Below are 24229 nucleotides of genomic sequence, written 5' to 3' on the forward strand. Positions count from 1 at the left end.
AAGAAAGTCAATCATCGCCTTCCGGCATACGGTACTTAACGTGCATACATTACATCGCGGTAAAGCCCCATGGCTCTGGAAAGGAGAGGAGAACGGGTTACCACGTCCGTTTCCACAATAAGACGGGCCATGGAACCGGAAACGGCCATTTCCGCTTCCTCCGCACGGCGGCTGATACGCTCCATATCCCTGGTTTTCACCAGATTCATACGTCCGGATTTTTGGAAATCATCAACAACATAGCGCAACCTTTTCAACTTGGCCACCACTTCCACCAGCTCCATGGCGCACTGGTCAGCCGTTCCGGCATCCTTGATGCTGCGCAGGAGAAAGTCAATTCTCTCCAGGCACATGCAGAACTCTTCCATGGCCGCGACAGGATCGGCCCAGAACTCCTGAAAATCGATTAGCCTGGGTTGCTCTATTTTGAGCCCCTCCACTGCCTTTTGCATGGAAGGGGAATCATACATCCTGGCCGTCGTGAGCTTCAGGAGCGCCCGGAAAGCGCGTTTGCGCTCATCCTCCGCCTTCTTTCTCATCTTTTCCAGCCCATCATGGAAATGCCGTTCAAAACCGGGAATCCAGTCTCCATACTTCTTCTCCATTCTGGCAATGTTGTTCATCTGATCCCTGACCATTCGTCCCTGAAGGGCTACAGATACGGCATAGGCTTCCGCCGCAACTTTATTGTCAATCCCCTCCAGCATGTCCACCATGGTGGAATACTGTTCCAGATAAGCCTTCAGAAACGGCTTTATCTTGTTGTTCAAATACAGGGCCACCCGTTCGTCCGTCAGGCTGAGACCGCACTTTTCCAGATCATTCCTGATGACATCGGAATCATAATACCTGAATTCATGGAGCTTCAGTATTCCCGACATCATCCGGTCGCGGGCCTTGTCCACGCGCTCCCGGAGAATGGAATGAAAGGCGGGATGCATCTTACGCGATTCTTCATGCACGCGCGGATTCAGAGCCATCAGGCGCCCGCAATTCATATCGTAAAATTTAAACTTCTCCGTCAGGCGCCCAAGTTCATTCATCAGGGCCTCTCCTGCGGTACGGTCCTGGATGGAAACGACCAGATCCGTCATCTGTTCCACTTCCTTCAGGCGCAGGGAAAGCAGCTCTTCATAAGATTCCACCGGGGAAAGCCTTTCTGACTTCCCTGCTTCCGCAGCCCCGGCCTCCTTTTCCTTATCTCCGCAGGAACACAAACACAGCGCCAGCAGGAGCGCGCCTCCCATCAACGGCAAATTCGGGAACAGAGAAAAACAGGAGCCAAGCTTCATGAGAACGTAGCGTTGAGGAGGGAGAATGAAACTCCGGCCCGCATCGCGGTACCGGAACTACCGTAAAAAAGCGTCATCAAAGTTCAAGGCCTTTTCATTTCATCCGGGAAAAACATTTCCGTTCCTTCGACGGAAAAAATATTCATTTAATATAATGAACACTCTTCTGAATCGGGATGTCACACTCTTTTATCCATATCATCCTGTCTGCCGTGATTCTTGATATTCTTCAATACGGACATCCTCTTTTGAGAGAGGAATGCGGGCCCGTGGTTCATATCAACAGGGATATCCTTTCCTTCCTGGACGATATGCAGGAAACCCTGGCCCAGGGAGGCATAGGCCTGGCCGCGCCGCAGGTGGGCAGGCCCATCCAGCTGGTCACCATCAACATCCCTTCCACAGACGCAACCACTACCTGGCTGGAAGTGGACGGATGCCCAACTACGTTGTCCCGAATCATGCCCTTGAATTTTATCAATCCCATCCTGCATCCCTTCGGCAAAAAAGTGCCGTACCGGGAAGGGTGCCTGAGCATCACCAAAGTATATGCGAACGTGATGCGCCGCTCCTGCGTAAGGGCTGTTTTAACCATGATGGACGGACGGACTGTGACCGTGAAATGCAACGGACTGCTGGCGCGCTGCCTGCAGCACGAGGTAGACCACCTTCACGGCGGCCTGTTTACGGATCTGGTTTCCTCCGGTGACCATGACAAGGTGATACGGAGGCTCAGATTGACCCATCCGGACGCTTTTGAAGAAGATGACGACAGCTACGCTCGCCGCATGAAGGAAAAACGCCGCGCCCAGGCACGGAAAGCCCGGATGCCGCAGCCTCCCGGAAAAACAGCCTGACGTTCAGGCAACAAACCTATCCCCCCTTTTACTGCCCTTCCCTAAAAAACGCCCCGGTCTCCCTCCAGGAAACCGGGGCATCCATAATCACATGGAAAGAAAAAGAGAGAATCAAACAATCCAGTCCAGAACAACCTTGCCGGATTTTCCCGAATTCATGGCTTCAAACCCTTCCCGGAATTCCGTGTAGGGCAGACGGTGCGTGATGATGGGCGCCACATTCAAGCCACTGCGGATCATGGAATCCATTTTATGCCAAGTTTCAAAAATTTCACGGCCATAAATGCCTTTCATCTTCAACCCTTTCCAAATGAACTTATTCCACTCGATGCTGGAACCATCGGGCTGAATCCCCAGCAGGGAAATGTTGGCTCCGTTGCGGGAATTGTCGATGATGTCCTTCAGGCAGGACGGAGCGCCGCTCATTTCCAGGCACACGTCAAATCCCTCCGTCATTTCCAGTTCCTTCATCACGTCTTCCAGCTTTTCACGGGTCACGTTCACGGTTCGGTCCGCCCCCAGCGTTTTGGCAAGACCCAGGCGGAAATCATTGATGTCCGTAATAACCACCGTCTTGGCTCCGGCCTTCTTGCAGACGGCGGCAGCCATGCAGCCGATAACCCCGGCTCCCGTAATCAGTACGTCCTCGCCCACCAGATCCCAGGACAAAGCCGTATGGACGGCGTTGCCCAGCGGGTCAAAAATGGAGGCGATTTCCATCGGAATGCTCTTGTGGATGCGCACCACGTTATCCTGCGGAATGGAAAGGTACTCCGCAAAGCAGCCGGGCCTGTTGACTCCCACACCCTTTGTGTTGGGGCACAAGTGCTTCTGCCCTGAACGGCAGCTGCGGCAATGGCCGCAGACAATATGCCCCTCACCGGAAACAATCTCCCCGGGCTTGTATTCCGTCACGGAAGAACCTACGGACTCAATCACGCCGCAGAACTCATGGCCCACATGCATCCCTACCGGAATGGTCTGCTGGGCCCATTTATCCCAATTCCAAATATGAAGATCCGTGCCGCAAATGGCTGTTTTATGAATTTTGATCAGGACGTCATTCGGGCCGACTTCCGGCATAGGAACATCCATCAATTCCAAACCGGGGCCAGCCTGCGTTTTTACAAGAGCTTTCATGCCCCCCATTCATGCTCTTTTTCCCCTGCGTCGGCAAGCTCAAAATTCATTTCGGAGCGCCGAAAAAGCCTAGGGAACGGAGGCTTCCGCCCCCCCCTTCCCTTCCCATGGAAACGCCCGGAGCAGCGGCGGGCGACAAACGCCGGAAAGACATTCCTGTTCAATCGACAATTCAGACACACACGCAATTTGCCCTTTCCAACAGGAAGGAATCATGATACCAAGGCGTGCGAGTTCTCCTTTTGAACACTTTACTCTATTTACAGAACCATGGCGAAATCATTTTTACCCACCATTTTCGAGCACCCGTATGAAATAGACCCCAAATATGGGAAAAGCGTTGCGTACTTCTCCATGGAATACGCCATTGATAATTCATTTAAAATCTATTCCGGCGGCCTGGGCTATCTGTCCGGCTCCCATATGCGCAGTGCGCATGATCTGCGCCAGAACCTCGTAGGCGTCGGCATTCTGTGGAGCTACGGCTACTACAACCAGATCCGTGCGGAGGACGGATCCATGGCCACGCAATACATGCGTAAAAACTACCCGTTCCTGGAAGATCACAACATCAAATTCCTCATTCATGTCTGCGGAGCGCCCGTCTGGGTAAAAGCCTACTTCCTGAATCCGGAAACATTCGGCACTGCGCCCATGTTCTTCCTTTCCACGGACCTGGAGGAAAATGACGAGGAAAGCCGCAATATCTCCCGCCGCCTGTACGACGCCAACGGCTTCACCCGCATCGCCCAGTACGTACTGCTGGGCAAAGGAGGCGCCCGCCTTTTTGACGAACTGGGCATTGAACCGGAAATCTACCATCTAAACGAAGCCCACGGCCTGGCTGCGGCCTTCCACGTGCTTGCCAAGACGGGCAGCGTGGAAGAAGTGCGCAAGCGTTTCGTTTTCACTACCCATACCCCGGAAGAAGCCGGCAACGAAAAGATGGACGTAAACACCATGAATACGTTCTCCTTCTTCGACGGGCTCTCCATGGAACAGGTGCGCGCCGCCGTAGGCATGACGGACAATACGTTCAACTACACGCTGGCCGCCCTGCGCCTCTCCCACATCGCCAACGGCGTTTCCAAACTCCATGGAGAAGTATCCCGCCAGATGTGGAAGGACTATGAAGGCATATGCCCCATCATCCATATCACGAATGCCCAGAACCAGAAATACTGGCAGGATCCGGAACTGGCGGAAGCTTTCCAGGCCCGCAACAAGGAAGCGTTCATCCGCCGCAAGCGGGCTCTGAAAAAAGCCCTCTTCCGCATGGTGGGTGAACAAACGGGCCGCGTCTTTGACCCGAACTGCCTCACCATCGTATGGGCTCGCCGTTTTGCGGCCTACAAGCGTCCGGACCTGGTCACCGGCAATCCCACGATGTTCGAACGCATGCTCCAGCGCACCAACTATCCGGTGCAGTTCATCTGGGCCGGCAAACCCTACCCGATGGATCATGGCGCTATTGAAATCTTCAACCGCCTGAATGACTTGACGGCCAAATATCCCCGTTCCGCCGTGCTCACCGGTTATGAACTGGGCCTGAGCCGCTACCTGAAAAACGGCTCCGACGTATGGCTCAACAACCCCGTGGTAACCCGGGAAGCATCCGGCACCTCCGGCATGTCCGCCGCCATGAACGGCTCCATCTCCGTCTCCACCAATGACGGCTGGATCTGTGAATTCGCCAAGGACGGAGAAAACTGCTTCGTCATTCCGGAAGCGCCCGCCCATCTCTCCCCGGAAGCCCGCGACCGCTCCGACCGCGATAACTTCTACAACATTCTGGACGACAAGATTCTTCCCCTCTACTACGATCACAACGACAAGTGGATGGACATCGTTTTCAATGCGATGACAGACATCTATCCCGAATTCGACTCCGACCGCATGGCGGATCAGTACTACACGGAAATGTACAACAGCTAAGATACAGCCTTGTCCCTCTTACGCAACGGCCGCCTTTCTTTGGGAAAGGCGGCCGTTCTTTTTGAAACCGGTGTCAAAAATCCACGGGAAGCGGGCCAAACCTACTTGGGTACTTCCTCCTCCCCGGCCTCCGCCGCCACCTTGTCTGCGTCCCGCTTATGACGGTGCGCAAAAACATTCTCCTGCTGCCATACGCGGGAAAAAGCAGACGTGATCAGCCCTGTGGAAATAGCAATGATGGACACGGCAATAAACATAATCACCCCGGTAAAAATACGCCCCATGGGCGTAATAGGCACCAGGTCTCCGTACCCGACCGTACTCAACGTTTCCACGGCAAACCAGAGCGCGTCAAAAAAGGAACCGAATTTCTCGGGCTGGGCATCGTGCTCTGCAATATAAATTCCCAGGGAAGTGACGTACAGCATGAACAGGATCACGGAGAAAAACAGAAAAAACTCATCCCGGATCAGGTAGAAAGCCTTTTTAAAACTGGCGGCGGTTTCATTAAACCGGGCCAACTTGAAAATAGCCAGTATGCGGACAATCCTCAGGGAATAAAGAATCTGCCAGTCCGTCCCGAAAAACATGCCCAGGAACGGCACGCAGACAATAAAATCCAGAATACCCATGCCGCTGAAAATATAAGCCTTCCGCGGTTTGGCGCACAGCACCCGCAGGATATACTCAAACATGAAGAAATAGCTGATCCAGTAATTCACCTTGGCCGCGATACGGCCTACCAGAGGATGAATATCCGGAATGGCATTCAACGTGTACAGCATGAACCATACCAGAATCAGTACCCTGACAATGTTCTCCCAGGGACCGAAATTGGCAGCGCCCAGCTTGGTGCGGGTAATTTGGGGCATGGCGGGAATTAGGAACGATGGGCGGCCTTCCACTCGTCAGCCTTGAAGCCGACGCATATCTTTCCATTGGTAATAAAAATGGGGCGTTTAACCAGCATGCCGTTGGAAGCCAGCAGGGCTATCTGCTCATCCAGGCTCATGTCGGCAAGCTGATCTTTCAACTTCATGCTCTTGTAAAGCAATCCACTGGTATTAAAAAACTTCTTGGCCGGCAATCCGCTCCCTTCAATCCAGCTCCGCAGTTCCTCTGCCGTGGGATTCTGTTCCACAATATGGCGATCCTCATAAGAAATTCCCTGCTCATCAAGCCACTTCTTTGCTTTCTGGCAGGTCGTGCATTTGGGATATTCAATAAATAATGAAGACATATCCGCACGCTAGCCCCGTAAACACACCGGGTCAAGCGGCCAGCGCAGCCATCCCGACGTCATGACTTGATTGGAAGGCTGCCGATGTACCCGCCGTTGAACACAAAACCTGAGAACGAAAGCCCGGAATGCGTGCGGATACCGCAGAAATTCTATATTCCGGAACATTAAAGCACCATGGCGCTTCCCAACTGCGCGATGGAAACGGGATTGGCCTGACGCTCCCGAAGTGCCCCCGCCAGAGCCTGGGTAGCCTTCTCCTCCCCATGCACCAGAATGATATTCCTCTTGGGCCCCCCGGTCCTGTCAAAATACTCCAGCAGTTCTCCATGGTCCGCATGGCCGGAAAAGGAATCCATCTCCCGTATTCTGGCCCGGACAGGATATTGTTTACCCAGGATGGGAACCTCTTTCCACCCATCCATAATCTTGCGGCCAAGTGTATGTTCCGCACAATAGCCTACAAAAAGAACCGTATTTTTCGGATCGCCGATGTTATTCGCCAAGTGGTGAAGAATGCGCCCTGCTTCACACATTCCTGAGGCGGAAATAATAATAGCCTGCCCGTTCATTTTATTCAAAGCCTGGGACTCGCCCACGGAACGGATCAAACGCAGCTGTTCAAAACAAAACGGATCCTTCTCCCGGAACAGGAAATCATAAACCTCCTTATTGAAACACTCCGGATGAATGCGGAAAATCTCCGTCGCACCCACTGCCATGGGACTGTCCACATATACGGGCAGCAAGGGCAGAGTGCCTTCATGGTAGGCCCTGTTCAGCAGATAAAGCAGCTGCTGGGTGCGTTCCACCGCAAAAGCCGGAATATAAACGCGGCCTCCTAATTCCAGAGCCTCCTTGATAGCCCGGCAGAACGTCTCGTCATCACGGGAGGGGGCCTCATGGAAACGGCCGCCGTAAGTGCTCTCCATCAGCAAAATATCCACATCCGGAACAGGGACGGGATCGCGCAGTAATTCGTTATCTCCCCGCCCCACATCCCCGGAAAACAGGAAACGCTTCTTCCGCCCGTCTTCCCTGTCCTCAATATCCAGGCACACTTGCGCAGCGCCCAGAATATGGCCCGCATCATAAAACGTGAGTGTCACCCCCGGAACAACGGGAATGGGCCGGTCATACCCGATATTCACGAACTGGCGCATGCACCGCTCCGCATCCTGTTCGGAATAAGTAGGATAAACATCCGGCTGATGAATACCGCGGCGCTTGTTCATCTTATTGATGAATGCGCAGTCGTGCTCCTGAATGCGGGCGGCGTCCGCCAGCATGAGCTGGCAAAGATCTCTGGTTGCAAATGTACTGTAAATATTTCCCTGAAACCCCTGTTTCACTAAATTGGGAATATTGCCGGAATGATCAATATGAGCGTGGGACAGAACTACCGCATCCACCCCCGCCGGGGAAAAATAGGGGAAATCCTTATTGATATGCCATGCCTCCTCACGCCGCCCCTGATACATGCCGCAATCCAGAAGAATCCGGCACCCGTTCACCTCCAGCAAATGCTGGGAGCCCGTCGTCGTTCCCGCTGCGCCGCAAAAATGAATTTTCATTAATACATGTGTACAACAAGCCAGCGGGCAACGCAAGAAATCAATACCTGAAGCCTTTCATTCAATATACCCTTTGAAAGACGGGAAACATCAGCCGCAAAATCCACGCCTTTTCTTTTTTCCAGGCCATAAAAAGAGAAAAGCCAATAAACTGCGCCATTCCTCCTTCTGTACAGTATTCCTGTGAACATGAAATTGCACTTCTTTCCCGCCCGGGTTGCGGTTTCCGTAAAAATGCATCCGTCAAAAACTTCCCCTTCGCAAGGCACATGCTCCATCACGGATGCACGCCGGAATACCCGCATCCAGGAGAGCCCTCCGGTATCACTGCCAAAAATAAAACCTGCAGGTTATTCTGAAAACATTCCGTTCTGATTGCAACCCGCCTCCTGAAAAAAGCGGCCGGCAAAAAGAGTCCCGCCTAATCTTAATGAAGCCTTTCAGCTAAAATGAACAGGACAGGAAATTCCCGCCCTGTTCATAATGCCGTTCAATTACAAAAAATTACTTGTCCTCCGGTTTGGAGTCCGCTGTCTTCTCCACCTCCACGTCAATGGGCTGGGAAAGCTCGGGAGAAGGCCGGACCTCCGTTTTGGAGGCGGAAGCATCACTCATGGTCTCCTTCTCGGTCTTCAGCAGTTCTTCTTCAAATTCAGATTTGGCCTTCTTGAATTCTCCCAGGCTCTTGCCCAATCCGCGGGCAAATTCCGGAAGTTTCTTTGCGCCGAACAAAAGGAAAACAATCACCAGAATGGCGATAATCTCCGGTGTTCCCAGTCCAAAAATAGCTAACATGTTCATCATGGAGTACTACAGTATTTTTAACAGATTTTTTTCATGCCGGATACCTCATAATACGCTTCATGCGTCATCAGAGGCCTCCCGTTCCTGTTTCTGCTGTTCCGCAAGCCTTCTGGCGGCAAAACGCTGAAAACGCCAGACAATAATAAATATTGCCAGCAAAAAGATGCCTGAGCCGCCCCACAACAGCCAAAAAGCGGCGGAAGCCGCCTTTTCATCCCCCATTTCTCCAGCCTGGTTCCAATAATAATAGGATAAAACCGGATTCCAGGGCAGTGAACTGTCCGGCAGAAGATGGAGACGCGCCATGCGGTTCATGGCCGGCAAATAGGCAGCCTGGGCGGATGCTTTCATCAGGGAATCTCCCTGAGCCTCATCACCCCGTGTATAATATACCTGGGCCAGCATGTACATGGCCTTGGGATCCCCTGTAGCATCCGCCACACGCCGCAGCAGCCTGTAGGCCTCATCCGCATCCAGTTCCCCGCCCTTCCCGTTCTGGAGCAGCTCCGCGGCCTTTAGTGCCGCAGGGAAATAACCGGCGGCGGCAGCCTCACGATACAGAGCCAGGGCCCGGGCCGCCTGTTCTGCGGAAGGAGTTCCCTCCAGCAGCATATCCGCCAGGGCAGCCATGCTGTACGGATCCTTCCATTCCGCCCCTTTTTCAAACCAATGGAAGGCCTTTTCCCGGTCAGGGGGCAAATACTTGCCGTCCCGGAACATTATGCCCAGTTCCATCACGGCTCCCAAATCTTTACGGGAGGCCGCTTTCTCAAACCATTCTACGGCCTTGGCCGCATCCTGCGGCACTCCCAGCCCATCCCGGTACTTAAATGCCAGAAGGCCTTGTGCTGTCAGGTTGCCGCTTTCCGCTGCCTGAAGAAGATATGGGACTGACTTTTCCGGAGAACTGTCCGGAACCAGCTTTCGTTCATAAACAAGGGCAGCCCATAACGCCGCCTTGGAATCACCGTCATCCGCCTCTTTCTTCCACGTCTGGAGAGATTTTTTATAATAAAGGGCTGCCGTTGCTTCATCCTTCGGTCCTCCTGCTCCCTGGGAAGCCATTACAGCCACCTGGTACTGTGCCGCGGCATTACCGCTGTCAGCAGCCCGGGTAAACCAGTACCGGGCCCTTTCCAGGTTCTTTGGGTACAGGCGGCTGCCTGTATAAAACAGCTTGCCCAAATCCAGCATGGAATCCACATCTCCGTTATTGGCCCTTTTCTCTGCCAAGGAAACATACTCGGACATCCATTTGGACGTTTCCGCAGCATTACCCTCCACGTCATAATGCACAGACAGCTCCCGGGCGGCAGCTGGATCCCCATTCAGAGCTCTTTCGCGGAGACCGGACAAGTAAGCCTCAAAATTTCCCTCCCCGGCAGGCTCCGGAGAGGAAATATTCTGAGAAGCAAGAAGTGGATGCTGAACGAGGGACAGTCCCCACAATCCGGCAAAAAGCCACCATCTGCAATGTTTCTTCATACCGGAACAAGTCATTCATTAATGGCCCCTGTTTCCGCGGGAAAAACTGCTGGAGGACCTGCCTCCAAAGCCCGGCTTACGAAACCCGCCTTCACGCCTCTGAAAACCTCCTCCGCGGCGGTCTCTCCCAAAACCGCCTTCACGGCGTTGGAACCCTCCTTCACGACGGTTTTCCCTGAAACCTCTCTCCTGATGCTGGAAACCTCCTTCGCGGCGGTCTCTCCCAAAACCGCCTTCACGGCGTTGGAATCCTCCTTCACGACGGTTTTCCCTGAAACCTCCCTCCTGATGCTGAAAACCTCCTTCGCGGCGGTCTCTTCCAAAGCCGCCTTCACGGCGTTGGAACCCTCCTTTACGTCGCTCTTCTTTGAAACCGGCCTCGCGGCGCAGGGCCCCATCCCCGCGGCGGCCGCGGAAGCCATCTCCACGACGATGAAAATCTCCGCGGCGGTCACGGGAACGGAAGCCGGAATCTCCCCGGAAATATCCATCTTCCTTGACTTCACGTTCATCCTCCGTCTCCACAAAACGAGTCTTCATTTCCGGAGTAGGTTCATAAGAATCGCCAGCTTCAAAATCTTCCGGATTAAACACATAATCCTCATCGGAATCAACGCCTCTTCCGCCCTGCTCACCCTTGGCGCCCCCCCCGGCGACAAGCTGGGAAGCACCCAGGTATTTACGCTGGCGGGGAGGATTTTTCAGTGACAGAGCCACGTCCGCATCATCCAGGAATTTCCAGCCCCCGGGTTCCAAGTCCCCTCCCCACAGGGAGCCGATGCGCACGCGCACCAACTTGCGGACACGAAGGCCCAGGCACTGGAACATTTGACGCACCTGACGCTTCAACCCCTGTTCCAAAACAATGCAGGCACGGCGCGCGGAAGCGCGGCAAACATATTTGGCCTTGGCATTTCCCTCCGGAATGCGTACTCCGCGCAAAAACTGCATCAGTACGGAATTATCAAAATTCTGATCTACCGTCACCCAGTACTCCTTTTCTATGCCGCCGGTAGGATGGGAAAGAACCTGGGTCAATTCCCCCTTATTCGTCATAATCAGAAGACCTTCGGAATCGGCATCCAGCCGTCCCACATAATTCAGATGGCGCAGGCGCGGCGGCAGCAGGTCGTAAACAGTACCTATGGCTCCCTGCGCTTCGCGGCTGCACACATACCCGCGGGGCTTGTTCAACAGCACCACAACCTCTTCCATAGGGGTCATATGGCGGCCGTCCACCTTCACGAAATCCTTCTCCGTCACCCTCATCCCAGGCGTATCGATAACCTTCCCGTTCACTTCCACACGTCCTTCCCCAATCAGCCTGTCGGCCACCCGGCGGGAGTCAATGCCGCAGGAAGCCAGGAATTTATTAATGCGGATACCTCCGTTTTCTTCGGAGCCATGTTGTTCTTCACTCATATTGGTATAATGTCCGCTATCTCAGCGGATGATTTTGTATTGTTTATATTACGGCAATTCACATCCTCAAAAAGAGGAGGCTTTCTTTTGCCGGAAGAAAAAAGCCTCTCGGTTCATAGACATCCGAGAGGCTTCCTGTATTAGGAAAATGACTTGCCGTGCAAACTCCGCCGGGAAACTCTCCGGAGAGGATAAAGACAAGCTTAAGCTTCATGCTTGGTCTTCGGCAGGCCGAGAGGGCTTTGGCCCTTCTTCCATTCGCCGCGTTCCTTCAGAAGCTTGACACGTTCAAAACGCTTCAGGACGGAACGCTTGCCGCCTACGGTACCGGTTGCTTTGAGGCTGGAATGTTTGGACATGATCTTGTGTTTGTAAAAGGTTCAGAAAAATACTTTACACCACCCTTTCAGTGGCAGGCGGGATTTTATAACGGAAGGTTCCGAACTTGGCAAGAGAAATTTGGCGCAATAGCCAAATATATCACTCTGTGGCATCCCCCGGATGCGATTCCAGCCACTTCCTCCACAAATCCGGACGGTTCAGGCGCGTACGCTCCAGAGACTTCCCGTGCTTCCATTTTTCAATGGCGGGGTGATTGCCGCCCAGCAAAATCTCCGGAACAGCCAGGCCCCGGAACACGTTCGGCTTAGTATAGGCGGGAGCCTCCAGCAAACCGTTGGAAAAAGATTCCTCCACGGAAGAACGCTCATCCCCCAGCACGCCGGGAATCAGGCGCGCTACGGCGTCAATTACCACCACAGAGGCAATGGCCCCGTTCGTGAGAATATAGTCCCCGATGGACAATTCCATATCCACCAGCTCTTCTACTACACGATGGTCCACCCCCTCATAATGACCGCAGAGGATAATGAGATGGCCTCCGGAGGCAGCCAATTCCGCGGCCAATGACTGGTTGAACGTACGGCCCTGAGGAGTCATCAGCACAACGCGGGTTTCCCGCCGGCGAAGTTCCTCTACGGCGGCAAAGATAGGTTCCGGCTTCAGCAGCATGCCCTGCCCCCCTCCGCAAAGGTAATCGTCCGTTTTGCGGTGCTTGTCCGTCGTCCAGTCACGGATATTATGGCAGCGTATCTCCAACAATCCCCTGTCACGGGCCTTTCCCAGAATGCTGCCGCCAAGAGGGGCTTCCACCATATCCGGGAACAGGGACAAAACGTCAATCATCAGTTTGGCGGCCATAAGAAAAAAACATCAGCGTTCGCGCTTATGGCCGCGCAGCATGGCCTCAATGAACGGATCCAGGTTGCCGTCCATCACGTCCTGAATATTGCCGGACTCTACGCCTGTGCGCAAATCTTTCACCATTTGATAAGGCTGGAAAACATAGGAACGGATCTGGTTGCCCCACCCGATGTCTCCCTTCTCACTGTACTGGCGGTCGGCTTCCGCCTGCTTTTTGTCTTCCTCAATCTGGTATAGCTTGGCACGCAGCATATTCATAGCCTCTTCCTTGTTACGAAGCTGGCTGCGCTCATTCTGGCAGGCCACGATCACACCGGAAGGAATATGCGTGATACGCACGGCGGTTTCCACCTTGTTCACGTTCTGGCCGCCCTTGCCGCCGGAACGGTAGGTATCCACCTTCAAATCCTTGTCCAGGATCTCAATATTGATGGAATCAGAAACTTCCGGCGTCGCGTCCAGGGAAGCGAAAGAAGTATGTCTCTTCCCGGCGGAATCAAAGGGAGAAATGCGCACCAGCCGGTGGATGCCGCGTTCATTCTTCAAATATCCGTAGGCATACTCTCCATCCACCTTCAATGTCACGGAACGAATGCCGGCGTCATCCCCGTCCGTACTCTCCAAATACGTCACGGAAAATCCCCGGCGCTCACACCAGCGGATATACATGCGCAATAACATGGATGCCCAGTCACAGGCTTCCGTGCCGCCGGCTCCGGCGTGGATGGTTACATAACAGGAAGCCTGGTCCTGCGGTCCGTTCAGCAGGGTCAGCAATTCAAAATCCGCCAGAGACTTCTGCCATCTGGCAAACTCTTCCACAGCCTCCCGGCCCAGGTCATCGTCATCCGCCTCCTGAGCCAGCTCAATAGCAGCGTCAATATCCTCCAGACGGGACTTCAGCGCGGAAAACGCCTCCATCCTGTGTTTCAGGGGATTCACCTCCGCCATCAGCGCCCGTGCGGCATTCTGGTCATCCCAGAAATCCGGGGCGCTCATGCGTTCATCCAATTCGGCTACTCGTTGTTGAATGCCGTCCAGGTCAAAGATAGCTCCCGAGCTCGGAAAGACGGCTATGCAGGACAGCCGTGTCGAGCGCCGAGAGATCTGCAGCGATATGGGGATCCATGCGCGGGAACCTATCACGAATTACCTGGACGGAAAAGGGCAAAATGCCGTTTCTCCCAGTCATCCTCTTTTACTCCGACTCGCACCGGGCCATTTCCAAGAATAATAACACTCCGCACGCTGAACAAAACCGCTCCTCTTCCGCAGGAAGAACATCTAACAGGAAATGAATATTTCCGAAACCAAGCCCACTTCCCCATTTCAATGCCCCATGGGAAAAACAGCAGACAAAAACCTTATTTCATTCCCTTACCTTACATCACCGTCTTCTGCCCTTCCCCCTCTTTCCGGAATGTGGCTCGGCCATCCATATCCCCGGCTTCCCATAAGAGAGCCCGGAGCCATGCTACTTGGCGGAATTTTCCTCTCCACCCTCAAAAGGGCGGATCCGGCAGGACCTGAGTTTTTCAATCTCCTCAAAAGTCATGATGTGTTCTATCTGGCAAGCCACTTCATTGGCGCGTTCTTCCGGGAGGGCCAATTCCTCCCGCAGGAAATCAAACAGAATACCGTGGCTGACAATAATTTTCCCGGCAATTCTGCGGCCTTGGGGAGTCAGCTTGACGGGAGCATACTGCGTATACTCCACCAGTCCCATATCCGCCAGTTGCTTGACGGCAGATGTAACGGAAGGCATCTTTACCTTAAGCATCTCTGCAATATCCCTCACCTGGGCCGTCCCGTTCTTTTCAGACAGCAACCCGATAGCTTCCAGATAATCCTCATTGCTCTTGGTCAGCTCCAACATGGTATAAAATGAAAGCTAATACTTTAGTGGAAACTAACTCAAGATTTTTTCCAGACTTCTTTGGAATGAGAAAAAAACCGCCGCGAATATGACCATTCGCGGCGGTTAAATTAATCAGCGTAATACGAAAACGGGCTTACTTCTCTTCAGAAGGGCTCCACTCTTCGTTTTCACGGGTAGCCAGATTGAAGGCGTGTTCCAGACCCACCATATCGCTGCTCGGGCGGAGGGCTTCAAAGGAAGCGGTTTCGCGGCGGAGCTGTTCGGTGTCGTAATTGACGGCCTTGATGGAAAGGCCGATACGGCGTTCGATGCTGTCCACTTTGATCACGCGGGCAGTGATTTCATCACCCACCTTGATCACATCCTTCACGCGTTCCACATGGTCTTCGCTCAACTGGGAGATATGAATCAGGCCGTCAATATCGCCGTCCAGATTCACAAAGGCGCCGAAGCTGGCAATCTTGGCCACCTGGCCAGTCACCATATCGCCCACCTTGAAGCGGTCATTGATGGATTCCCACGGATCGGACTCAAGCTGCTTGATACCAAGGGAGACGCGCTGATCCTCCTTCTTGATTTCCAAAACGATGGCTTCCACTTCGTCGCCCTTCTTGAGAACTTCGGAGGGATGATTGATCTTGCGGGTCCAGCTCATATCGGACACGTGGATCATGCCGTCGATGCCTTCTTCCAGTCCCACAAAAGCGCCGTAGGGAGTAAGGTTGCGAACCTGGCCCTTGATGACGGTACCAATCGGGAAACGGGATTCGATATCCGCCCAGGGATTGTCTTCCAACTGGCGGACACCGAGGGAAATCTTCTGTTCCTTCACAGAAATGGAAAGAACCACGGCTTCGATTTCCTGGTCCAGCTTCAATACATCGCTCGGACGGGTGATTCTCTTGACCCAGGACAATTCGGAAACGTGCACTAGGCCTTCCACGCCCTTTTCCAATTCCACAAAGGCGCCGTAAGGCAGGAGCTTGGTCACGCGGCCCTTGACATGGGAATTGATCGGGTATTTGCGTTCGATATCCGCCCAGGGGTTGTCTGTCATCTGCTTCAGGCCCAGGGAAACGCGTTCCTTTTCGCGATCCACTTCCAGAATCACGACTTCCAGGGACTGACCGATATGGAGCATTTCGCTCGGATGGTTCACGCGGCCCCAGCTCATATCCGTGATATGGAGCAGGCCGTCCATGCCGCGGAGGTCGACAAAAGCGCCGAAGTCCGTGATATTCTTCACGATACCTTCCACCTTGTCGCCTTCCTTGACGGTTTCAAGGAAGCGCTGGCGCTGGTCGGCGCGTTCGGCTTCAATCACCTCACGGCGGGAAAGGACGATATTTTTACGGTCGTCATTTACCTTGACGATCTTAAATTCGTAAACTTTTCCAACATACTCGTTCAGGTCGCGAGGAGGAATAATATCCACCTGGGAACCGGGCAGGAAAGCTTCCACGCCAACATTGACCATAAGACCGCCCTTGACGACGCTCTTCACTTTACCCTTAACCAGGCCGCCATCGCGGTACACGCCCACGATCTTATCCCAGTTCTGCTTATGGGCGGCCTTTTCCTTGGAAAGGACGACGATGCCTTCGTCGTTTTCGAGGCGTTCCAAAAGGACTTCAATTTGGTCCCCCACTTCGATTTCCTCGTCTTCAAACTCGGAAATGGAAATAGCGCCTTCGGACTTGTAGCCGATGTCCACCAAAACGACTTGGGGACGGATTTCTTGGATGGTTCCGGTAACAATGGAACCTTCACGCAATTCGCGGAACTTGCTGTCAATAAGTTCCGCCAGTTCAGTTGTGCTCATTTAAATGGTTGATGAGTTAGTATTAACGATCTTTCTCATGGCCCCTTATTGACCGGCGGGCAATCGGGGCGCCTTCCCCCGCCGGGCGAAAAATCGGTTGCTTTCAATATCAGTTTCACACAAGAACTCAAGGCTTTTCTTGAAAAACTCCTCCCGATTTTTTACGGAACCTGTGGAGACCCTCTGGACGGCGGCAGAAAACGAGCGCACAAAAACCTTGTAGCACTTCCGTCCCATGTTAAATTCCGGCTAATGGGAAAATGCAGGAATACCTGCATCTATCAGCCACTCCTGCCGCAAAACCATGAAAAAAAACCTCCTTTACCTGCTCGCAGCGGGGCTGTCCGGAACAGCCTTCCTTCACGCCGCGGATACCGTCAAACTGGACCAGCCGGACCTGGAACGGGGAGCTCCGATCATGAAAGCCCTGTCCGACCGTCAATCCATTCGGAGCTTTTCTGAAAAAGCGCTATCCCAAAAAGATTTATCAGACCTGCTCTGGGCGGCCAATGGCATCAACCGTCAGGAATCCGGCAAACGTACAGCCCCGTCCGCCATGAACCGCCAGGACGTTAAAATTTATATATGCACTAAAAACGCCTCCTACCTCTATGACCACAAGGCCCACGCCATGATTCCCGTAAACGATGGGGACGTGCGCCCGGCGGATGCCCCCATATGTCTCATTCTTGTAACGGATACGGCGGAACCCTGGGCTGCCATGGACGCTGGCATTGTCTCCCAGAACATCTCCCTGTTCTGCTCCGGGACGGGACTGGCTACCTATCCGCGCGCCAGCATGAACAAGGATGCCCTGGCAAAGGCCCTGAAACTAACCTCTCCCCAAACACCCATGCTCTGTCATCCGGTAGGATATAAAAAATAACTACTTCCGGCTACATTCTCCGGACAGTCCGGAAAAGAAACCATCAGAAATGGAAATAAATTCCACAACAGGCGGAATTATGGTTCCGGCAAAATATCCATGTAGATGCCGGGAGAGCTCCCTTCAATAGGCATCGCGCCCACAGCCCGGGCATAAAAATCAGCCGGACCAACCCCGCCGATGACACCGTATGCATACCCCAGCTCCCGCAAACCTTTCAGGGCGGAAACCAATAGCACGGTGCCTAATCCGCTTCTGCGCACCTCTTCCGCCACTCCCATGGGGCCCAAAAAACCGCGAGCCGTTACATCGTAACAGGCAAAACCAAGAATCTTCTTCTCCCGTGTGGCAATATAACAGGAAATGGGCTGGCGGCCAAACGCGACTTTCGCCTCACTTACCCACTTGGGAGAAAAATTCCGGCCAACCCAGTCAGCTACCAAATGACGTTCGTAAGCACCCGGACGGCGAATCAAAAAACCTTCCCGCTCCAGCCTCCTCAGGTCTTCTTCAATATCGGGCAAATCATACAGCCGCACCAGCATATCCATCATAACCCCGGCACCGTATCACAACTAAGTGCCGTGGCGAATAAAAAAAACTGGACAAACCCATCTTTCAACCTTAGACTTTGCCGCACCACAAACAACGAGCTGTAGCGCAGGCTGGTAGCGCGCTTCGTTCGGGACGAAGAGGTCGCAGGTTCGAATCCTGTCAGCTCGACCAATTTCCAAGCCGCCTCCGGGCGGCTTTTTGATTACTTATTTACTGATATAAAACAATTTTACTCATTAATAACTCTGCACTTCCCCTATTTTGCGCCAAGGCAAATAAACAGCATCATACTGATTGAATTTACCCTCCTCACAGGAACAAAATCAAACGGGCAAATCTTCTCAATTAAGCCTGGAGGATGTCGGGGGTATTTACCGATGCAGAGGAAAAATTATCTATGCCCAATTCTCACCCCTGTGCCAGGCAGCATCACAGCCGCTGCGGAAGTACTCTATAACATCCCCCTAAACAAAGGAGAATGAACCTCCTCCACAAAAAAGCCCCGTTCATATTTCATGAACGGGGATGAGTCAAACGAAGTCGAAGCAGGGAGATAAAACCGGGTTACTTGCCGGATTCCGGTTTGAAACGAGCTGCTTCCGATTCGGCGGTGATTTTTGCAGGCTCGATATGCAGGAGCTTTTTCATGGCACGGCCCGGGTCGCTCTCCGTCATCGGAAAATATCTGACGTGGTCGCCTAGGCTGTAGGAATCCAGTCCATAAATGTTGTCAGCCGGAGTAAAATCTTCCGGTGTGTTCAGCAGTTTTTTTACCTCCTTTGAAGACGCAAGGACATAACTCAGATTACAACTGGAATACAATTCCGTTTTAGGAGCGCTTCCCTTGGGAAGCTTATTGGCGTGCCCGTTCCACTTGACCAGAGCTTCTACAGGAATATCTCCCCGCAGCGACTGAACGACGCGGGCATAGTGCGTCGTTCCCTGGTCAGTGGAGACTATTTTGTAAATGATAACAGACAGGACCACATCGCTTTTTTCTAAATTTCGGGCTGTACCCCTGAGAAAACTATCCTGTTCTACTTCGGCCTGCGTAGCAACATGGGAATAACGGTCTGGCTCTCCAAGGGCTACGGTTGAAAGTAATTCTGAAAACAGAATGCAAAGAAAAGAAACATACTTCATATGTATATATTAGATACTGATTTTTTGGTTTATATTCAATAAAAATAGGGCAAACACAAAAAATGTCCACCCTATGAATATATTATTTAATATCAGTTATTAGTCATCCAGTGTCGATCTTTGGAGCAGCCACACGGGGCCGGAAATAAAACTGCCCACGCCAATGTTATTTCCCGAACACATTCCCACATGCAGACTATCGCCAAATACGATAATGTCTCCAGCCTGGGGAGTGTTGTACCCATTTTCTCCATCATCCGGATAATCAGGAGCCCCCAGCAGGATACGGAGATAAACCGCCATTTGAGCTGCGCTGATGATAACGTGCTTTTTACCCCCCAACGCCTGGGAATTACCCTTTGCTCCAATATTATTGGCTCCCGGAGCTCCATTAAGGTCAATACCATAACTACTAAGAGCAATGCTCAGACGCAAGGCGCAACTGTTAATGTAATTGGCATCTCCCGAAACGTGGCTATCGTTCAGCCATCCTCCAATATAGTTCCACACATCATCTGTAGTCATGGTGGGATAATCCACTACATTATAGCATCCCAGTAGACGTTGTGCATTGGCAATATTCCAAAGATTTTTTGGAGCATCGATTTCCCAAAATTCCAGTTCGGAATCTCCCATCTTGGGAACAAACTCCTCCGCATTGGGGTAAGGAGCAATTTCTTCCGGGACGGCAAGGTTCTCATGATGCAGTTTCGCATAGTGGAAGCCCTTTTTAAGTTCCTTGCTTCCAGAAACGGATGTGGACGAATGTGAGCCAGTCAATTCCGCTACCTTTTCACCATTGATTTCCAGATAGCCGTTGTCGTCAATCTGAATCGTGAAATTATAGGTTCCATCTTCCGGAACGCGGATATATCCTTCCCAGTCATGTCCCCGGTTTCTTCCGTCTTGTGCCATCCAATCTTGGGGGACTCTTTATTCGTTACCTTGTAGCGGCGGTTGTTTTCCACATCCAACGGGTGGAACGGTTTTGTAGATATAGCCATAATATTATGTTTCGTATCGTTTACTACTGAATATTCAGTTCATGGAAACCTTGAAAGATTTCTCGCTCCTTATCAACACGTTTAACGTGTAATCCAACCCTCATTCGGAACGTGAAGGAAAAGGTTAAAACGGCACGACAATCAAGTGGAAAACAAAGGATTTGAAAAGGGCACAAGAAACACAATCATTGATTATCAATAGTTACATTTCAAATTTTCTTCATTCGGGACGAAGAGACCGCTGGTTCGAATCCTGTCCTTTCGATTATTTTCTAACAACCTCTTCCGGACGGTTATTTTATTTTCCGGTAAAATCACTTCCCCTGCAAAAGCCAGTCAGAAACCCACTAGCAGCTGATTCTTCTATCTGAAAAAAGCCCCTGCTGGGATACTTTATCAGTCATCCGTCAAATTCCCATTGCCCCGCGCATGTTTCTTTCTCTAAAATACAGGTAATGAGTGAATACTTCCTGAAACTTCCCGGCGATTCCCAGCCGAGAGCCTATTCCGAATACGAAGTCCGTGAATTTCTGGGACAGGGCGTGATCGACTCAAAAACGCTTACCTGGAAACAGGGCATGGAAGGATGGCAGCCCGTAGCCCAAGTTCTTCCTCCGATGTCACCTGTATGGGAGGAAACACAGGATCAGGAGGGCAAAGATCAGCCAGAAGAGCAGCAGTACCGCTTGCGTTATCCTCTAAACGGGCTAGCCAAATTATCCATTTTGGCATGTTTCGTATTGCTGCCCTTCATGCTCTGGAGCAGCTGGATTGTTTTTTCCAACAATGTCGTCAATTATGAAGAAATTCAGACACTCATCCAGCAGAATATGGTTCACATGCCATCTTTTGCAGTACCATTGGTCTTCTTCCTCAGCATCCTGTTCATTCCATCCCTGCTTATTCAGCTGATCTGGCTGTACCGGGCATCTGCCAATATTCAGGAATTTCAAGTTCAGGGAATTCGGTTCACTCCATTCCTTAGCGTTCTTCTAAGCTGTATGCCGGTAGTCGGCATGGTGCTCAATGCCCTGGTTCTTCAGGAAATATATAAGGCATCCAAAAACCCGGCAGAATGGATGTTGCAAACACCCTCCCGTTCCCTGCGCTTATATCTTCTGGTGACTACGGCTCTAACTCTGTGCACCCTTTTCCCTTTCGGGGCGGAACATTACGTGACGGCCTTTCTGCTCACCGGCGTACTGATGACGGCAGCCAGCATCCTGTGGCTGGTCTGTGTCCTGCAAATCACCAGAAAACAGGAGGAACTGGTCTCCAAAAATCAAAACTCCCGTTCCTGATCGAAAAAACCGTAATCAGCGTTTTTCCTTTTCTTCCGTGGGCGGCTGACTGTCTGGGAGGATTTTATCCAAAGCTTCCATGCTGTTATCCTTATACAGATTCTCCAGCAGTTTTTCCCACCCCGCCGCCATCTGAACCTGTTTCAAGGCAATAATAGGATCAGGCATCATCATTTCCGGGTCGGGAGCATATTGCTTTAGCACCTCATCCGGATTGATTCTGTTAAACGTTGTCTTCCCATAGCCCGGCATTCCCGCCTCATGAGCGATGGATTCAATCATCTCAAAATGCAAATGCGCCAAATAATTGCCGTGCGCAGTTCCGACTGAGCCGATTTGCTCTCCGCGTCCCACCAGAGTCCCCAGCGGAATATCGCTGACGGTTTTCAAATGGGCATACAGACTCTGCACAAAACGCCCGTCCGGCAAGCGGTGCAGCAGCACGACAACATTGCCCCAATCTGGAGAAGGTTCTCCTGCATAAATCAGCAATCCGCGGCCGGCGGCCCGCACGGGCAGTCCCTCATCCGTGTTTTCTCCTCCTATTCCATTTAAATCCTGTCCTGCATGCCTTCCCTTACGGGCGGCATTCATATCCCCCACACCCTGGGCAACATAGGTAAACGCTCCATTCTCATCTCCGAGGGGCGATGTAAACACATCGGCCAGAGGCGCCTTTGCCAGCTCCTGGGGCGTCAACAAAACCATCCGGTAATCTACAGGAACCGGAGCAGACCGCGGAATGTCTTCGTCATAAATATTATGGTGCATCCCGGCCTCCGGAACGGCGGCATATTTCGTCTTGTACCAGGCAAATGCCGTAATCAAGACACAGGCTGTTCCCAAAAGCCCCATAATGACGCGGGATGTCGTCTTATCTATCATCGTGCCGACTCTATACCCACGGAACCGGATTTACAATCACAAGATAGTCAGGCCAGCGTCTGCGGAAATTTTTCCATCCACAATTTGCGCGCCGCACGGATATCTTCTGAGGAAACACGGCTGGAGAGCTCCCATACGAGCGGAACTCCATGCGGGAAAAAAGGAAGAAGGCGTTCAAAGGGAACTACTCCTCCCAGCAGGGGAACCTGATGATCCCGCGCGGGCCATTTGACGTCGTTCACATGTCCTCCAATCAAATGGGAGGACATTCGGCGAAGAAACTGCTCATGATTTAATATAAGCAAATTATGCTTTCTTTGAATATGCCCGAAATCATGCCAGTAACCAATAAAGGGATTGTCTCCAAACTCCTTCATCAACAAATTCATTTCATCCTCACTCGGCACCTGCTCATAATGGCTGCGCCCTTCAATGCCCAGCTTGACGCCAAATTGTCCGGCTTGCGGAAGGAGCTGCCGGAGAGCTTCACGCGCCCGTTCCAGATAAACGGGAGCCAGGCGGTTGCGGCGGCGTACAAATTCGCCCTTGGTGCCGGCAAACGATTCCGTTCCCACCATTCCCTGACGCGCCAGGTTTTGCAAACGAGCCGTATCCGTGCGTTTCGCCAAGGGTTCCACCGTTCCCATATGCAACACGATATATCCGGCCCCCAGTGCTGCGCCCTGTTCAATAGACTTTTTCGTCAATTCAATAGCCTTGGAACGCACCTGCAGCAAATCCGCCGTAAAAGGCCTGCTGTCTGGAGAATCCCCCACTTCGTCAATCGGAGCGGGAAAAAAATTATGCACCCCGGCCACCTGCACCTTTCCGGCTTTTACCGCCCTCATGATACCGGGGAGAAGGGATAACTTGATGCCGTGGGAAAGTTCCACATGGTCAAAACCCAAAGAAAGAATCTCATCAATCATTTCTTCCCCGTCCTGATGACGGTGGGAATTCCAGCACGTAGAAAATACCAGCATAAAAAAATCAATTGTTATGAGCTGATGGAGCCGGGTTCCGTGTAGCAATCTTCCATCCACTCCTTGACAGCGGCAGTCATGCTTCCAGCGACATCCGCACGAGGTTTGACGAAAGCCGGAATAAACCACGGAAATGCGCCCACCAGATCATGAATCACCACAACATCGCCATCACATGTATGGGAGCCGGACCCAATACCCAACGTGGGAATGGAAGAATGTACGGTAACTTGTCGGGCCGCATGAGGCGTTACGCCTTCCACAACCACAGCACAAGCCCCCGCCTCTGCCACAGCCTCCACATCCCTTACCAAGGCTTCCTCCTCCGCGGAGGATTTCCCTTTGATCTTATATCCTCCCTCCTCCAGCACTTTCTGCGGCAGGAGGCCGATATGACCCACTACGGGAATACCGGCCTCCACAATAGCACGGATATTTCCTGCCTGGGCTGCCCCCCCTTCCAGCTTGACAGCATCCGCTCCAGCCAAAAACAATTTCTTTGCGGATTGCACGGCCTGTTCCACCGTATCATAAGAATGTATGGGCATATCTCCCACCAGCATGGCGTTCTTCACTCCGCGCGCAGTAGCTTCCACATGATGAAGCATATGATCCAGCGTCACATGAGTGGTATCCGGAAAGCCCAAAACCACCATCCCCAAGGAATCCCCTACCAGCACAATATCTACGCCGGCCTCATCCAAAAGACGGCCTGTAGGATAGTCATAAGCAGTAACCAGAGTCACATGCCGCCTGTTCTTGCAGGCGCGGATTCGTTCCGCTTTCTCAAAAGATTGATTCATGGCGTTCAATAAACAT

General features: G+C 52.3%; 23 protein-coding genes and 1 tRNA gene. 5 read left to right on the forward strand and 19 right to left on the reverse strand.

All coding sequences use genetic code 11. From position 1 onward, the window contains the following. Window positions 1-35: 35 nt before the first annotated feature. Window positions 36-1292 (reverse strand): hypothetical protein, encoded by a 1257-nt coding sequence (locus tag AMUC_RS01300; RefSeq protein ID WP_012419289.1) that lies wholly within the window; start codon window positions 1290-1292, stop codon window positions 36-38. 176 nt (window positions 1293-1468) lie between these two features. On the opposite strand from AMUC_RS01300, the gene def reads away from it, so the two are divergent. After that, entirely contained in the window at window positions 1469-2149 is a 681-nt protein-coding gene (gene def / locus AMUC_RS01305) for a peptide deformylase (RefSeq protein WP_012419290.1), read from the forward strand. A 111-nt stretch (window positions 2150-2260) separates the two neighbouring features. Here the strand turns inward: def and tdh are convergent, their stop codons facing one another. Continuing rightward, window positions 2261-3298 carry an L-threonine 3-dehydrogenase gene (gene tdh, locus AMUC_RS01310; RefSeq protein ID WP_012419291.1) on the reverse strand — a complete coding sequence of 346 codons (1038 nt, stop codon included), beginning with the start codon at window positions 3296-3298 and terminating at the stop codon, window positions 2261-2263. A 261-nt stretch (window positions 3299-3559) separates the two neighbouring features. Between tdh and glgP the strand changes: the two genes are divergently transcribed. Further along, window positions 3560-5224 (forward strand): alpha-glucan family phosphorylase, encoded by a 1665-nt coding sequence (gene glgP, locus AMUC_RS01320; RefSeq protein WP_012419293.1) that lies wholly within the window; start codon window positions 3560-3562, stop codon window positions 5222-5224. 101 nt (window positions 5225-5325) lie between these two features. Here glgP and AMUC_RS01325 read toward each other — a convergent pair whose 3' ends face one another. The 11 genes from AMUC_RS01325 to AMUC_RS01375 form a co-directional block, all read right to left on the reverse strand. Beyond that, window positions 5326-6096 carry an ion transporter gene (locus AMUC_RS01325; protein WP_012419294.1) on the reverse strand — a complete coding sequence of 257 codons (771 nt, stop codon included), beginning with the start codon at window positions 6094-6096 and terminating at the stop codon, window positions 5326-5328. A gap of 8 nt (window positions 6097-6104) precedes the next feature. After that, entirely contained in the window at window positions 6105-6464 is a 360-nt protein-coding gene (locus AMUC_RS01330; RefSeq protein WP_012419295.1) for an arsenate reductase family protein, read from the reverse strand. 167 nt (window positions 6465-6631) lie between these two features. Continuing rightward, entirely contained in the window at window positions 6632-8038 is a 1407-nt protein-coding gene (locus tag AMUC_RS01335) for an MBL fold metallo-hydrolase RNA specificity domain-containing protein (protein WP_012419296.1), read from the reverse strand. A 504-nt stretch (window positions 8039-8542) separates the two neighbouring features. Beyond that, window positions 8543-8842, reverse strand: coding sequence for a twin-arginine translocase TatA/TatE family subunit (tatA, locus tag AMUC_RS13000; RefSeq protein ID WP_012419298.1), 300 nt, complete (start codon window positions 8840-8842; stop codon window positions 8543-8545). A 57-nt stretch (window positions 8843-8899) separates the two neighbouring features. Continuing rightward, the gene (locus AMUC_RS01350) at window positions 8900-10327 is read right to left on the reverse strand and encodes a tetratricopeptide repeat protein (protein ID WP_042447523.1); all 1428 of its coding nucleotides are present in this window, start codon (window positions 10325-10327) and stop codon (window positions 8900-8902) included. 18 nt (window positions 10328-10345) lie between these two features. Continuing rightward, window positions 10346-11749 carry a pseudouridine synthase gene (locus AMUC_RS12280; protein ID WP_012419300.1) on the reverse strand — a complete coding sequence of 468 codons (1404 nt, stop codon included), beginning with the start codon at window positions 11747-11749 and terminating at the stop codon, window positions 10346-10348. 203 nt (window positions 11750-11952) lie between these two features. Then, window positions 11953-12108, reverse strand: a complete 156-nt coding sequence (locus AMUC_RS12285) for a small basic protein (RefSeq protein ID WP_012419301.1) — start codon at window positions 12106-12108, stop codon at window positions 11953-11955. Between the two features lie 121 nt (window positions 12109-12229). Beyond that, window positions 12230-12949, reverse strand: coding sequence for a tRNA (guanosine(37)-N1)-methyltransferase TrmD (gene trmD / locus AMUC_RS01360; protein ID WP_012419302.1), 720 nt, complete (start codon window positions 12947-12949; stop codon window positions 12230-12232). A 12-nt stretch (window positions 12950-12961) separates the two neighbouring features. Continuing rightward, a protein-coding gene (prfB, locus tag AMUC_RS01365) for a peptide chain release factor 2 (RefSeq protein WP_197736719.1) occupies window positions 12962-14081 on the reverse strand; the annotation gives its coding sequence in 2 pieces (ribosomal slippage) (window positions 12962-13996 and window positions 13998-14081; 1119 coding nt in all). A gap of 345 nt (window positions 14082-14426) precedes the next feature. Next, complete coding sequence (locus tag AMUC_RS01370) at window positions 14427-14828, reverse strand: metal-dependent transcriptional regulator (RefSeq protein ID WP_012419304.1); 402 nt, start codon at window positions 14826-14828, stop codon at window positions 14427-14429. Window positions 14829-14964: 136 nt separating this feature from the next. Then, on the reverse strand, window positions 14965-16653 hold the full coding sequence (locus AMUC_RS01375; protein ID WP_012419305.1) for a 30S ribosomal protein S1: 1689 nt from the start codon (window positions 16651-16653) through the stop codon (window positions 14965-14967). Window positions 16654-16957: 304 nt separating this feature from the next. Here AMUC_RS01375 and AMUC_RS01385 point away from each other — a divergent pair, with 304 nt between their 5' ends. Continuing rightward, complete coding sequence (locus AMUC_RS01385; protein WP_012419306.1) at window positions 16958-17539, forward strand: SagB/ThcOx family dehydrogenase; 582 nt, start codon at window positions 16958-16960, stop codon at window positions 17537-17539. A gap of 77 nt (window positions 17540-17616) precedes the next feature. Here AMUC_RS01385 and AMUC_RS01390 read toward each other — a convergent pair whose 3' ends face one another. After that, window positions 17617-18093: a GNAT family N-acetyltransferase gene (locus AMUC_RS01390; RefSeq protein ID WP_012419307.1), complete on the reverse strand. Its 477-nt coding sequence runs from the start codon at window positions 18091-18093 to the stop codon at window positions 17617-17619. 95 nt (window positions 18094-18188) lie between these two features. Here AMUC_RS01390 and AMUC_RS01395 point away from each other — a divergent pair. After that, window positions 18189-18265: transfer RNA gene (locus AMUC_RS01395), tRNA-Pro, on the forward strand. Window positions 18266-18658: 393 nt separating this feature from the next. Here AMUC_RS01395 and AMUC_RS01400 read toward each other — a convergent pair. Continuing rightward, window positions 18659-19237: a hypothetical protein gene (locus tag AMUC_RS01400; RefSeq protein ID WP_012419308.1), complete on the reverse strand. Its 579-nt coding sequence runs from the start codon at window positions 19235-19237 to the stop codon at window positions 18659-18661. A gap of 99 nt (window positions 19238-19336) precedes the next feature. After that, window positions 19337-20152 carry a PA14 domain-containing protein gene (locus AMUC_RS01405; protein ID WP_012419309.1) on the reverse strand — a complete coding sequence of 272 codons (816 nt, stop codon included), beginning with the start codon at window positions 20150-20152 and terminating at the stop codon, window positions 19337-19339. A gap of 544 nt (window positions 20153-20696) precedes the next feature. Here AMUC_RS01405 and AMUC_RS01410 point away from each other — a divergent pair. Then, a complete protein-coding gene (locus AMUC_RS01410; protein WP_012419310.1) occupies window positions 20697-21542 on the forward strand; it encodes a GYF domain-containing protein in 846 nt (281 codons plus the stop codon). 15 nt (window positions 21543-21557) lie between these two features. On the opposite strand, the gene AMUC_RS11725 is transcribed toward AMUC_RS01410, so the two are convergent. The 3 genes from AMUC_RS11725 to panB form a co-directional block, all read right to left on the reverse strand. Next, entirely contained in the window at window positions 21558-22427 is an 870-nt protein-coding gene (locus AMUC_RS11725; RefSeq protein WP_012419311.1) for a M23 family metallopeptidase, read from the reverse strand. Window positions 22428-22474: 47 nt separating this feature from the next. After that, the gene (locus AMUC_RS01420) at window positions 22475-23356 is read right to left on the reverse strand and encodes a sugar phosphate isomerase/epimerase family protein (protein WP_157738212.1); all 882 of its coding nucleotides are present in this window, start codon (window positions 23354-23356) and stop codon (window positions 22475-22477) included. Window positions 23357-23424: 68 nt separating this feature from the next. After that, complete coding sequence (gene panB, locus AMUC_RS01425; RefSeq protein ID WP_012419313.1) at window positions 23425-24213, reverse strand: 3-methyl-2-oxobutanoate hydroxymethyltransferase; 789 nt, start codon at window positions 24211-24213, stop codon at window positions 23425-23427. Window positions 24214-24229: the final 16 nt, after the last annotated feature.

Origin of the sequence: Akkermansia muciniphila ATCC BAA-835 (assembly GCF_000020225.1) — a bacterium.
In the GTDB taxonomy this organism is placed as follows: domain Bacteria; phylum Verrucomicrobiota; class Verrucomicrobiia; order Verrucomicrobiales; family Akkermansiaceae; genus Akkermansia; species Akkermansia muciniphila.

Bases quoted from the DNA above. Each gene is read 5' to 3' on its own strand.
- AMUC_RS01300 (WP_012419289.1), bottom strand. From the start codon at position 1,292: ATGAAGCTTGGCTCCTGTTTTTCTCTGTTCCCGAATTTGCCGTTGATG.
- def (WP_012419290.1), top strand. From the start codon at position 1,469: ATGTCACACTCTTTTATCCATATCATCCTGTCTGCCGTGATTCTTGAT.
- tdh (WP_012419291.1), bottom strand. From the start codon at position 3,298: ATGGGGGGCATGAAAGCTCTTGTAAAAACGCAGGCTGGCCCCGGTTTG.
- glgP (WP_012419293.1), top strand. From the start codon at position 3,560: ATGGCGAAATCATTTTTACCCACCATTTTCGAGCACCCGTATGAAATA.
- AMUC_RS01325 (WP_012419294.1), bottom strand. From the start codon at position 6,096: ATGCCCCAAATTACCCGCACCAAGCTGGGCGCTGCCAATTTCGGTCCC.
- AMUC_RS01330 (WP_012419295.1), bottom strand. From the start codon at position 6,464: ATGTCTTCATTATTTATTGAATATCCCAAATGCACGACCTGCCAGAAA.
- AMUC_RS01335 (WP_012419296.1), bottom strand. From the start codon at position 8,038: ATGAAAATTCATTTTTGCGGCGCAGCGGGAACGACGACGGGCTCCCAG.
- tatA (WP_012419298.1), bottom strand. From the start codon at position 8,842: ATGATGAACATGTTAGCTATTTTTGGACTGGGAACACCGGAGATTATC.
- AMUC_RS01350 (WP_042447523.1), bottom strand. From the start codon at position 10,327: ATGAAGAAACATTGCAGATGGTGGCTTTTTGCCGGATTGTGGGGACTG.
- AMUC_RS12280 (WP_012419300.1), bottom strand. From the start codon at position 11,749: ATGAGTGAAGAACAACATGGCTCCGAAGAAAACGGAGGTATCCGCATT.
- AMUC_RS12285 (WP_012419301.1), bottom strand. From the start codon at position 12,108: ATGTCCAAACATTCCAGCCTCAAAGCAACCGGTACCGTAGGCGGCAAG.
- trmD (WP_012419302.1), bottom strand. From the start codon at position 12,949: ATGGCCGCCAAACTGATGATTGACGTTTTGTCCCTGTTCCCGGATATG.
- AMUC_RS01370 (WP_012419304.1), bottom strand. From the start codon at position 14,828: ATGTTGGAGCTGACCAAGAGCAATGAGGATTATCTGGAAGCTATCGGG.
- AMUC_RS01375 (WP_012419305.1), bottom strand. From the start codon at position 16,653: ATGAGCACAACTGAACTGGCGGAACTTATTGACAGCAAGTTCCGCGAA.
- AMUC_RS01385 (WP_012419306.1), top strand. From the start codon at position 16,958: ATGAAAAAAAACCTCCTTTACCTGCTCGCAGCGGGGCTGTCCGGAACA.
- AMUC_RS01390 (WP_012419307.1), bottom strand. From the start codon at position 18,093: ATGATGGATATGCTGGTGCGGCTGTATGATTTGCCCGATATTGAAGAA.
- AMUC_RS01400 (WP_012419308.1), bottom strand. From the start codon at position 19,237: ATGAAGTATGTTTCTTTTCTTTGCATTCTGTTTTCAGAATTACTTTCA.
- AMUC_RS01405 (WP_012419309.1), bottom strand. From the start codon at position 20,152: ATGGCACAAGACGGAAGAAACCGGGGACATGACTGGGAAGGATATATC.
- AMUC_RS01410 (WP_012419310.1), top strand. From the start codon at position 20,697: ATGAGTGAATACTTCCTGAAACTTCCCGGCGATTCCCAGCCGAGAGCC.
- AMUC_RS11725 (WP_012419311.1), bottom strand. From the start codon at position 22,427: ATGATAGATAAGACGACATCCCGCGTCATTATGGGGCTTTTGGGAACA.
- AMUC_RS01420 (WP_157738212.1), bottom strand. From the start codon at position 23,356: ATGATTGATGAGATTCTTTCTTTGGGTTTTGACCATGTGGAACTTTCC.
- panB (WP_012419313.1), bottom strand. From the start codon at position 24,213: ATGAATCAATCTTTTGAGAAAGCGGAACGAATCCGCGCCTGCAAGAAC.